At 48.0% G+C, this 12,211-nt stretch carries 7 protein-coding genes; 1 reads left to right on the top strand and 6 read right to left on the bottom strand.

What is annotated here, in order from left to right:
- The first annotated feature begins 237 nt into the window (after positions 1–237).
- The gene (locus G7Y54_RS01210) at positions 238–2,631 is read left to right on the top strand and encodes an AAA family ATPase (protein WP_165076081.1); all 2,394 of its coding nucleotides are present in this window, start codon (positions 238–240) and stop codon (positions 2,629–2,631) included.
- A gap of 602 nt (positions 2,632–3,233) precedes the next feature.
- Here the strand turns inward: G7Y54_RS01210 and umuD are convergent.
- From umuD to G7Y54_RS01180, 6 genes are all read right to left on the bottom strand, one after another.
- Positions 3,234–3,677, bottom strand: a complete 444-nt coding sequence (gene umuD, locus G7Y54_RS01205; RefSeq protein ID WP_165076077.1) for a translesion error-prone DNA polymerase V autoproteolytic subunit — start codon at positions 3,675–3,677, stop codon at positions 3,234–3,236.
- A gap of 65 nt (positions 3,678–3,742) precedes the next feature.
- Positions 3,743–6,436, bottom strand: coding sequence for a DEAD/DEAH box helicase family protein (locus G7Y54_RS01200; protein ID WP_165076073.1), 2,694 nt, complete (start codon positions 6,434–6,436; stop codon positions 3,743–3,745).
- The gene (locus tag G7Y54_RS01195) at positions 6,436–8,136 is read right to left on the bottom strand and encodes a site-specific DNA-methyltransferase (RefSeq protein ID WP_241159361.1); all 1,701 of its coding nucleotides are present in this window, start codon (positions 8,134–8,136) and stop codon (positions 6,436–6,438) included. Before G7Y54_RS01195 ends, G7Y54_RS01200 begins: the two co-directional genes overlap by 1 nt.
- 520 nt (positions 8,137–8,656) lie before the next feature.
- Positions 8,657–10,141: a hypothetical protein gene (locus tag G7Y54_RS01190; protein ID WP_165076046.1), complete on the bottom strand. Its 1,485-nt coding sequence runs from the start codon at positions 10,139–10,141 to the stop codon at positions 8,657–8,659.
- The gene (locus G7Y54_RS01185; RefSeq protein ID WP_165076042.1) at positions 10,134–11,504 is read right to left on the bottom strand and encodes an AAA family ATPase; all 1,371 of its coding nucleotides are present in this window, start codon (positions 11,502–11,504) and stop codon (positions 10,134–10,136) included. The genes G7Y54_RS01190 and G7Y54_RS01185 overlap by 8 nt, the downstream gene beginning before the upstream one ends.
- A 14-nt stretch (positions 11,505–11,518) precedes the next feature.
- Positions 11,519–11,923 (bottom strand): hypothetical protein, encoded by a 405-nt coding sequence (locus tag G7Y54_RS01180; RefSeq protein ID WP_165076037.1) that lies wholly within the window; start codon positions 11,921–11,923, stop codon positions 11,519–11,521.
- Between the last annotated feature and the right edge of the window lie 288 nt (positions 11,924–12,211).

Genomic DNA, 12,211 nt, shown 5'->3' with positions numbered 1-12,211 from the left:
ATCAAAACCAGCAAGTCGATATGGGCCGCCATCTTTTTTGTAGGCTTGCCGCTAGGACCTCAAGGAATTTAACTTCAATCTGGTAATTCTAGCTAGTAATTCAAGGGGGAATAATGCTCCAGTAAACAGTAAAGCAACCATCAACACGGATGTCGTAGACTGAGGCAGAAGTTCAGAGGCTATCACTGCTGAACTAAAGTTCTAAAAAATCGAATATACATTTATTTGTGAGGATTCATGAACACAGCAACGATTGAAACAAGGCGGGGTTATAACCTCGTCCAATTCCAACACTTCAAGACAAAGTGGGAGAATCCCCGACCGTTGGTTTTATCCAAGGGCGGCATTCCACTCACCACAGATGACAACTTTTCACCGGCACTCCAAGAAGTCCTTGGCCTTGGAAATACCACTTATATCCACGGTCTTGAGGGGCCCCACTTGGTGGGAATGTTCGAGGCGCTGATGGATCGCGAGGCGTGTGCCCTGTATCACTACGGCACTGAACGTGACGCAATCAAAAGGTTCACTCAGGTTGAGGACTTCTACTACTGTAAACTCGACAGGACCGGGACGCTGCGGTGGCGCATGTGGGGCAAGCAAGAAGTGAGCGGCCATTGGGTGGACTTGATTAGCTACGTCTTCAATCTGCCCGCTATGGACGCGCTGGCAACCTTGGCGGAGATGCTGCGGACGAATATCGAAAATCTACAACACCCGACAAATGGAAATAGTCGGGACGGTAGCGCCGCCTTTCGGCACTTGACGGTGGACGTGCCTGAGCTCCTTTCTTTGACACAATTTAGCTCTGGGCATAAGAGCGTGGAATTAGTGTATCGCCACGACATCCACGACCACTCGGGGGAGGTGTGTGGCTCCTTCCTCGAATATACGGTTGACGGAAAAAAGTTCTGCCTGCCTGCAACCGTCCGCAATGATGTGTTATCAGTGGGAAATCATCCGCCACGGGCCTGCTTTCTGAATGAAGACATCCTTGGGCGCTACCCCGCAAGCACCATCCTTTTTTTCCAAGATGCGCGCTCTGCGTTGTCCATGGAAAAGCGCCTGGGCCAGATTCAAGGCTATGACCCCACTCACTTTATCGTGACCGCCCATCTGGGAGACGACCTCAAAATCTTCCCTTGGAGTTACTTCTGGGGCCATGACGTGATCTTCATCCCCGCCGCCAGCAAGGGTGATATGGCTCGGGTCAAGCTATACAAGGATTTTATTACCGGGGGGGGTGCCAACAGCTTCCGTGCCTTCCCGGGCTTCTTGCTCCATAGCGCGCCCGGGGCAGCGTTGGAACAGGCAAAAGAGAACCTGACTTCGCACGAAGCCGCCCTGTTGCGCGACACGATGTTCATCGATGACATAGAGATGCCTTTGCGTGCGGTGCGGCAAATTATCGAAAAGGCGATCTCGTTTGAGGGCTTCATTAAGTGGGGACAAGATTTGGAGATCTTCAGGAAACCAAAAGAATCGGTGACCTTGTTCTCAACTCATGAGTGCCCAGGCTTACCGCCGGCTGACCCCTCGGAGATTCCCCCAGCCCCTCTGAAACTGGAAGAGGTGGTGCTTCACCACTTCATCCGCCCGGGCTCCAACGTGCTGATTCTTGGCGCCAAAAATGCAGGAAAAACCCTGTTTGCGCTCTCCGTATGTCAAGCGCTCTGCCAAAAGAGTGTCCTGTGCTCTCTGTTCCACAACAGGTCCAAAGTGCCAGGTAAGGTTGCTTACATCGATGCAGAAACCCCGTTGGACGAATTTCAAGCAAACCTCAAGCGGTACCAGCTCAAAAACGACGACGGGTTCTTAGCTTTGAGCAAGTTTGGCGAAAGACCACAAGGATTACCCAACAGTTTCTCGCTCATCAACCCAGAATTTCGGGAGGGGCTACGAAATCATCTACTGAAAAAGCACTGCCGCTACATCGTTCTCGACAACTTGACTGCACTCATGGGTAACAACGTGGATTATGGTTCTCCGGCTCAAGAAGTGATCGATTGGATTGAACAACTGCAAATAGACAATATTTGTGCTGTTCTTATTCATCACAAGACGGATACAGATACGGAATCAACCCATTACAAGGGACGTGGAAGCCGGATATTCAATATCCGCGCCAGGAATGTCATAGAACTCATCGGCAGGGATGAAATCCTGAACAACCGTGCTAGTGAAACAATTAAAGCCGCCGTCCTCCAAGATGGCATGACCATCGGAATACGGTTCAAAACGTGTAAGGCCGCAGGGGTACTCGACGGTAAGACCTTCTACGCCCATCTACCCTTTGGCGCTGCACACTGGCAGTTTCTGGAGGCCTACGGACTTGACGGCAAAGAAATCGAGATTTCTGGAGCGGACGAGGGTAGCGCCCTCACAGAAACCCAGCAACCCGATACGGAAGAATCCTCTCTCAACGACATGCTGAAGACCCTATCCCCTGACCATCACCGCGTGGTGGAAATCCTCAAGGACGGCTCTGCGACACGTGAAGACATACAAAAACAGCTGAAGCTGGGTGAAAGCAAGACTCAGCGCATCTTAGGCGAACTCGTGGAAATGAAGATAGCCACGAGGCATGGGGCGAGCAGCAGCACCTACTACGCCTTGAACACCGTGAAATAGAACTAGGCTGTTCCTCTGAATGCCGCTCCCCGGAATGCCGTTTGGTGTTCCGGGGATTCTTTTTGCGATGGTCTCGCCATGGTCTCGGCACGATTTCGCCATGCCTCTCCCCGAAAGATCACATTTTCACGCCACGGTCTCGCCTTCACCGCGCCTCGAAGTCGCCGAGAATGCCTTACTTAATTTAATCGAAGTAAATAATTTCAATAACTTAAACTAGTTGATTTCTACATCTCTGCTATGGAATTTTCTGTACGCAATCGGGGCGACAAACGACATCGCCCGGATACTGACGTTATGTTCCCGAGAGCCGCAGCCAGTCGTCAGGAAACAATTTGTTCAACATCCGATACGGGGATTGACCTTTGCTCTCCGTTGGCATCCTCTTCGCTGCTTCCATACGGCTGCCCTGGCATGAGAAAGCCCCGGCGGAACCACTCCGGCGGGGCGTCGCTGGCTGGGGAAGTTGCAAACGGCAACACCGAGCCCGTGGACATCTATGTCAAAAATGGGCAGGGGGCAAGAGAACCGAGCCGCAAATGCGGGAATTCCAGCCGGCCCCGGATGTGGTTCAGCAATGAGCCGCCCAGCAGCGGCGTTGGTCAGAGCTTATGGACGACATGGCTCACGACGCCCCAAATGTGGACATGCTCAAGCTCGGTGACTTCAAAGTCGGGATAGCCCTCATTGGCCGATTTCAGCAGGACACGGCCCCCTTTCCTGCACAACTTCTTGACCAGCAGCTCTCCGTCGAGTGCGGCGATGACGACGCGGTTGTGAGATGCCTCAAGGGAGCGGTCAACGACGAGGAGGTCGCCGTCATGGATGCCCACGCCCAACATCGAGTCACCCGAGGTCCTCAGAAAAAAAGTTGACGCCGGGTTGCGGACGATGAGCTCGTGCAGGTTGATTTGCCCATCGATGTAATCCTCGGCGGCGGACGGAAAGCCCGCGCTCACCGGCGAGAGATAGAGCGGGTTGGTGGCCTTGTTCGCCTCACTGGCATCGGCCAGCCCGAGAATGGTCAAAGGGCTTTTTTCTATCATAGTCTATCGCTGAGGGAGATGCTGCGCCCCTGCTTCACCACAATGTCCCTGAGCGACCCTCGCGCTCAAGCGTGTCCAGGGAGCCTCATGGGCGTTCCCTTCTTCGCGCCTTCAGTCGGCTGCTTCCACCCCGCAGCCTCGGTGTGCGGAATCATGTGGTATTTTATCCGGCTCGCCTTGAGCATGGTCTCCGCAAATTCCTGCTTGGCCCGCACGTCCGGGTCGTCCATCATGTTCTTGGCCTTCACCTCCACCACCAGCCACTCGCCGTCCTTCGTGAGGATGAGGAAATCCGGGTAGTAGTTCCGCACGGTATGGGTTTCCGGGTCGATGTAGTTGAGGTGGAAGTCCGACTGGCCGTGGGTGAGCATACCCGTGAAATAGACCTCCTTGATGTCGTCCTGCCGGATGACGTTCAGGAAAAAATCCTGCTCCGGCATGGAGTCGAAGCAGTAGGTATCCAGGTGGAAGCTCTTTCCGGCCAGTGCGCCCTTCTTGGCATCGGCCTGCCACTCCCTGAAAAGCTGCGTCTTTTGCGGGTCGCCGTGTACCTCAAAGAAGCCGCCCGCCGGGTCGTGGACAAGTTCCACCTCCACATGCTCCTGCTTATCGTAATTCGTGACCTCGTAGAGCGCGTCAAACAGCCGGGGGATTATCTCGTCATAAATCAGCTCGTTGAACTCGTTGACCTTGGCAACCAAGGCGTCCAGCCCTTCCTCGCTCTGCCGCAGCAGCGCCTCGATTTTCAGCGGCGAAGCGCATAGATAGCGGGCAATCTCGGCCACAAGCGTATAGGCGCTCCAGGTGCGCTGTTCCTTGATATGGCTGATGTCGGTAGCCTCTTCCTGCGTCCTTTTCGCGCCCGGCTGGAGCATCTTCTCCTCGGTGTGGAGGATGCGGTAGCGCTCCACGTCCCAGTCTTCCACGCCAAAGCTCACCGGAGCGGCAGGCTCCTTTTCCTTGCAGTCATAGAGGTGGCGCACGCGCGTCAGGGAGATGCGCTTCTTCTTGAGGACGCGCACCTCGTATCGCTTGCTGTCCTTCTTCGGTGGCAGCAGGTCGTCAGTGGTCAGGCGGAAGTTCTGCTGCAATTCGTCGTTGAGTATCTGTGCGTTCTCCGCTGTGAGATAGACCTGCCCCTCCTCCTGCCTGTCCCCGATGGAGCGCAGGCAGCGCATGGAAGCCTGAAGCACAAAAATCTTCGACTTGGGCTGACGGAACATGGCCACGCCGCACAGCGAGCGGCAGTTCCAGCCCTCCTTGCCTTTGTTCACCAGAATGAGGAAGCGCTTTTCCGAGCCCACGCTGTCCAGTTCGTTGAAAGCCCTGATGTCGTCATTGCTGGTGACTTTCGGGTCGCCCACGTTGACAAGGAGCTGCGAGACCGGGATGTCGCGCCGGGCCAGTTCCTCCTCCAGAAGGGGGCGCAGGTTGCCGGTGGCGTCCGCGATGGTGGGCGAAAAGAACACCAGCTTGGGCTGCATCCCTTCGAGGGTGCGCCCGTCAAAGCGCTCAAGGAAGTCGCCCACAACGGCGCGCACAAATTCCCTGTCGCGCGTGTTGGCGAATTTATGCAGCCGCAGACTCTTGAGGTAGCCGTTGTTGATGGCGTCCTTGAGGCTGTAGGAATACACCACTTCGGGCAGCAGCTCGTTCTTCACATAGGGCGTGCCCGTGAAGTTGTAGCAGGCCACCATCGAGCTGCCCATGCGCTTGATGCCCCTGGCCAGCGTATTGATAGTGAAGCGCAGGGAGGTTTCCTTCTGCGGCTCCAGCAGGTCTTTTTTCAGCGCGTCCCCGAAGGCATGGTGAGCCTCGTCCACAAAGACGCCCAGTTTCGGGAGCTGGCGCAGCTTGAGAAAGCGCTGGTTGATGGTCAGGTCAACCTCGTCCTCCGGGGAGTCGAAGCCGTAGAGGTCGGAAATATCATCATAGACCGACTTGGCGTCAGCGCTCCGGGGCTCCACGTCGGGCAGGTAGAGCCGCTCGGCGCTGCTGGGCACCTTGTTCTTGCGCTTGAGCAGAATTTTTTGCGTATTGGAGACGACAAGGTTGTAATCGGAATTATTGATGACGTTGAGTGTGGCCCCGGCCTCGTCCAGATATTGCAGCTTGAGGTTCGCCTGAAGCCAGTTGGCGTGCTTCGGGGGCAGCACCTTGGCGAAGTCGAAGCTCTCGATTTCGCGCAGGGATTGCAGCACGGTCTTGTCCGGCGCGAATATCAGGGCGTTGTGACAGTAAATCTTGTCGTCAGGGAACTTCCGGGCCAGCACGAAGTCATAGAAAATGCAGGTGGCCATGAGCAGGGTCTTGCCCACCCCCATTGTCAACGCGAAGATATAGTTCGGGTAGTCCTGCCGTGCGGCCTTCATACGCTTGAACACGGCAGCATAGGCTTCGTCGTTGAAGGCAAGCGATTCATGGAGCGTGCCCTGTGTGCCCATGCCAAGCACGTCGCCGCGATTTTCAAAGCCCTTGCGCCGCTTGTACCAGTCCGCAAAGATGTCATGCACCGGGCGCAGCTCAAGGAACTCCTTGAGAAAAACATAGATTTCCAGCGCCTCGAACTGCGGACGCCGAAGGAACTGGCCGGGCCGGGGCCTGTCCGGGTCGTTGTAGTCCAGAATTTCCCGCGTCAGGCCGCGATAGTGCGAACGGATGCTGCCCTTGTTGTGGCGATAAAAGCGGAACAGCTCATGGTAAAAGGTGGCGTTGAGGTCCACATGGAGGTCGGCCTGCTTCTTCCTTCTTCCGGCCATTAGTCCGCCTCCAGCGTGGTCTCCAGGCTTTCGGAGAGCAGGTCGGTGATTTTCACCCGGATGCGCCCTTGGTCGCCGGGCACTTTGTAGCGCCCCTGAACCAGCTCGTTCTTGCCGGGATTGTCATAGACCGCAGGCTGGAGCACCTCGCCGTTATAGTTCCAGTCAATGGCCACGGTCTCCACGAGCTGCCGCCAGTCCTCCACGTTTTCGTCCAGCATGGAGAGCTTTTGCAGCAGATTGCGGGGATAGAATTGCCTGATGACCAGCTCGCCGTTCTCCACGGCGATGTCGGCTTCTGAATCGTACTTGAAGGCCAAGTCCTTGCGGTCGCGCAGGATGTCCACCACCTGCACGTCCACCCGATACTGGTCGCCGATGTCCATCTTGAGGCTGGCGGCAAGGTCAGGCTCGTGCCCCATGCAGACAAGCATGATGCGCTCGGCCGGGCTGCCCGGCGAGGCTTCCATGCGCTTGTCCATTTCCCGGTAATTGATGCCGCTCAGGATAGGGTTGAGGTCGGCCCGCGTGGCGATGCGGTTGACCGGCATGATCTTGACCTTGTAGCCGTCCTTCATGCCGTCAAACACGTCCGTGGACTCCAGCGGCTCCACCTCCAGCGCCTGGAGCAGCAATTCCCGCGCCTGTACGGGGTTGCGGAACACGTCGTAGTGATTGACGTTGTACACTTCAAAATTCAGATAGAGTTTTTTGTTGGTTCCGGGCAGGGAAAGCTGCCCCTGCTCCTTCAATTCGTCAATGATGCGGTTCAGCCGCTTGGTGGTGGTCTGGATGGCTCCGAGGTTGATGTCCGCCCCGATAAAACGCCTCGCGAGCTTCATGGCCACGGCTTGCGTGGTACCGGAACCCATGAAGCAGTCGAGAACCAGAGAGCCGGGGTTAGTGGAGGACAGAATAATTCTTTCTAATAGGATTTCAGGCTTTTGCGTGGGATAGTTTGTTTGTTCATCAGACCACGATACTACAGGTTGAATATCATCCCATAAATTTTGTAATGCAATACCTTCACTCTCATCTAAATATTGCTTAAGCCTAGGAATATTATTTTTTGTGTAAAAAATCCTGTTCTCTTTATCCAATTTTTCCATAGTGGACATTGGACATCTCCAATATCCGTCAATGCCTTTCCAATTATAATGATAACCTCCACCTTTTAGACCATTCGCAGACAAATCACCTGATTTAAAATTTCTACCATCCGAATCAACATACCGAAAATACCGTTTTTTATACCACTCATCATAGCCAATAGTTAAATTATTAAATATATAATTATTTGATTTTGTATAAAATAAAATTGTATCTAAAATGTCCCCATACACCTTTGAATCGCTATGTGCAGAAGTTTTTTTCCAAGAAATTTGACTTCTAAAATTTCCAAAAACTTCATCAAGAATCATTTTTATAAAATGATTTCTCTTATTATCGCAGTGTAGATAAATTGAACCTTGTTCGGAAAGTAATTCTCTAAGCAATATTACTCTTTCATATAAAAATTGTAGATACTCATCGTTTGTCCATATATCCGTATATTGTTTTTCTTCAAAGGACGATAAATCTGATGCACCACTTTTTCCTTTCATTGTAATTATTTTTTTATAATCGGCCTTTGAGTCAAACGGCGGGTCAATATATACCAAGTCCACCTTGCCCCGGAACTCCTTGAGCAAATGACTCATAACCTGCAAGTTGTCGCCCCAGTAGATGTGGTTCATCCACCCGTCCACCGGGTCGCCGTAGCGTTCCTTGAGCTGCGCCGGGTAGTAATGCGTAGACGTGAAGGGCCGCTTGCCCGTCCAGCGAAGCTCAGGAAAGCCCTTGATGGGTTCTGGCTGCGGGAGGTCAAAGGTCATCTGTTCCACATTTTCCCTAATATTATGTAACAACCTCATAAGATAATCTCTTCCTTTCAATATTGGTTGTGGAAATATATTAATTACGTTGTTGCCTATATTATCAAGAAGTGACTACAAATTAATATAATAAAAAAATGTATTGAGTATTATTCTCCTAACAACTTAATATATGAAAAAAAATTATGAATAATGCCTTTTAGAAATAAATGTACCAATATATATTTCAGGAAAATAAAATAACATATAGTAATAAAATATTAAGGTTTTTATTAACTACAAAAAAAAATTTAAAATATGTGTTATTACTAGATAAATTAGAATAAATAAAGTATATGAAATCCCACTAATCATCAACAATTCTGCGTAGTCCTCCCTTTCTCTTCATCCTAAAACCATGTAAGTAGATTTCTGGAGTATTGATACGCCCGTCTTCCGCAACAAATATAATTCCAAGCTTTACTAAAACTTGGAAAATTCCTTGTGCGCTTTGACTAGGCAGTTGCTTTTTTTCCTCATCAGTCCACTGATTGATATCTATCCTCTCGAGAAAAGCATCTTTTGTTACCAACATTGTAAGACCATCTAACATATCCTTTAGCTTTGCCAGCCAAGGATATTCTTCCCCCAATTCAGCGACGCGGTCTTCAGATACGCTTACTAGGGCATTCTGTATCATTGTAGGTAAAATTATACTAATGGGTGATAATTTTCCTAGTTCTGCAGGATGTTCTAGCATTCCATTTGCAGCAATAGAAAAGCATTTTAAAAACGATCTGGGAGATAGTGCACCCTTTGCATCTTGCAGGTGGTTTGGCATCCACTGATAACTGACGCCTTGTTTGGGAGATTTACCCATGTAATGCCCTATCAAATTATCAATTAAACTTTCTACCGTATCTTTATTCAGCGTAGGAATATATCCAAGCACAGATTTCTTAGTACTGCTAATTAAATTTGGAACAATTTGAAGATATTGTAAAGTATCCTCATCGTGTGAATTTGCAAGCCGTTTAATTAACAATCTATATAGGGAAAGAGTCCTCCATTCTAGGCGTATTAGATGATTATTCAACTTCGATGCATCCATAAAGTTTAGTAAATCTGATTCAAAAAGATCATTTCGTAAAAAAACCTTTGACCTTATGCGATCCCAGTGCCTATCGTGAGCAAACCAGAAAGACAATAGCATACGAATAAAAGGGAAAAGACTGTTATAGTCGACTGTAAGTCTATCTAAAAAATCGTATGAAACAAATATCCATTCATTTGTTCCGCGAAGATAATCATTTATTTGCTGGAAGACTCTCTCCCATATTTCGGGATTACACTTAATATATTCAAGCCAATGATCAATCATCTTTAAATTTTCTATATTAAAAAAAAGTTGCAGGTTCTTCTCTGAGTTCAATGAGTCTACAATAGGCCGAAATTTTTCAATCTTCTTTAATTGATTGAAAAGTACAAATAATAGATTACCAACCCAATATGCACGTGCGCTCTTATCTTCAGCATAATTTTCTAAAATATCCGGGGTGGGAAAAAAGGATGCAAAATCATGTCCTTTAATTGAATAGGCAGTAGATGAGCCCAAGCCAGATAAGGACTCTCCCTTCAGTATCTCACTAAAACCTGCTGGTTCCGTAAAAGTGTAAAAAAGTCTAGTTTTACCCGAGCCCCTACCTCCTAATACTAAAAAACGCTTTGGATCACGCATATAGGAATATTCCTTCATCATCAAAAAATCTTCTAGCCTATTCGGTTCATATTCTGCCGAAGTTTCAATACTGGCTATAGTTTTAAGAATTGCTTCTTTATTTAAACTATCCATTTTGCTCTCCACCTTCCACTTGATTATTCTCGAACCAAGAATGGATGCGTTCAACGAGTTCTTGATAATGTTCGTTGCATAGAACATTTTTGATGCTTGTAACTTGTTCTGTTTTCTCTTGCGATCCATCACTAAAAAGAAATATCTCTTCCTTCAAAACAGGTGAATACGGTACATAGACAGGGCTATGCGGAACATTTTTTGCTTCTGGCCCTGGTTGAGCTTCAGATTCCAGATAATAAAAATCACAACATGATGCATATGAGTGCGATTTAAATGACTCTAGTCCTTTTTTTGATTTTTCCGTATATTCTTCACACATATTGTCAACGATGACGAAAGGAATAGGTTCCTTCTGTGTTGTAGCTGCAAGTGCAATGGCTTTATTGAGACCTTGCCATGATTGACGAGTATCTCGACCAACCAGTACGATCCCATGTGGTATTTGAAAAGTGATAACCCCTCCCAAGTCATGGAATCCAGCTCTTGCATCCATGAGGATATAATCCATTTTTATTCCTTTTTCTTGTAAAAAATCAACAGCTTGTTCTATGAGTCTAACAACTGCTTTCCGCATTCCATCTTCAACAATATCTTGATAGTCAATTCGTGCTAGTTTAGATAAATAGAAATCATTAGTTTGACCAGCTGGAATAAGAAAAATTTTTCCGTCGGTTTCTTCTACTACTGATTCATCAGTAACTTCCAGTATATATGCTAACATATCAGGTGCATAAGAATTACTTGCTTGATATTCTACAAAGTAGTCCACAGTACCGTTATTGATAGAGCTATCGTCAAAGAAAATATTTGCTAGACCAGGAGCTTCAACATCTGTATCGATAATTAGTACATTATACCTGGCTTTGGCAAGCAGAAGTGCAGACGCTACCAGTGCCGTTGTTCGTCCCATTCCACCCTTGAAAGAATAGTAGGATATAACCCTAGGTTTATTTAATGAGTTTGCGTCTTCATAATCCCATATAGGCTGTTTGTCTCCTGGTTGATCCAACCATGCCTTTTTAGCAATCGTCCGTTCTAACATGTACCATGTACAATTTTGATCCCTATCCACAATGTTTCGAAGAATCTCTATCTTCTTAATAATTTCCTTCTCAACATCCGTTTGGTTAATTTTTTCTTTATGATAAACTATCCCAGTGAAGTAATGTCCTAAAGCATTTTTCATGTCATTTTTTAATATTTCTAATGAATTATCAGAAGATAAAGCAAAATGTGAAATTAGTACCGCAATGCGCCCCAATACATCTCTGATTAGGGTTACTTCTTGCATTGCGTGATAGTCATACCACTTCTTAATTTGAGTTTTTGCGATTTTTAACACATCATCATAGCTAATCATAGGCTCGCCTTTCGCTAGTTAGTCCAAAATATCTGTCCATCAAGTATGGAATTTGTTAGCCTTTCTGCTAAAGAATGTGCAAATACCTTCCCCTGCTCCACTTCTTCGTCACTGTAGTCCGTATCTCGAAAATACCGCCGCTTCGGATGATTTTGAACTAGAGTCGATGGAACATTGCCAATTCCACGTAGGAGTATATACTTTGGGTGTATGAGCCCAAGCAACTCGTTGTACGCGCGCACCAAATCCTGTAGCTTATCTAGTTCATGGATACGTGGTGGTTTAGGTTTAAATGCTTTGAGCACACATTCAACTGAAAATGCGTAATGGCAGATTGCATTATCATAACGATGTCGTTCATATAAAATATCTGCATCTATCAGATGTCTTATTGAGGCGCATTCAAATGAATCGTCCATGGTTTATCCTCATTAATTTCTAGCAAATAGATATTAATCATTTGCAAGATTGAATTTATACAGTCATCAAACATTTATAAACAGTATTTAGCATGATTTTATAAAAGGTATATTTAGCTGATAGTCTCCCCGTATTTGTATATACCCTCGAAGGGTTCGCTTGATTGGCAGAGAAACCGGTAACATTCCTCCAGATTTTAATTAGGATGAAAATTGACATCTTAAATCGTTGCTCAATAAGGCTCAGGTAGTCAGAATTACACGGTTGTTCTCAATCGGCTAGCTTTC

It is taken from the genome of Desulfovibrio sp. ZJ746, assembly GCF_011039155.1.
Taxonomy (GTDB): Bacteria; Desulfobacterota; Desulfovibrionia; order Desulfovibrionales; family Desulfovibrionaceae; genus Desulfovibrio.
This window is presented reverse-complemented; position numbering and strand designations above follow the sequence as displayed.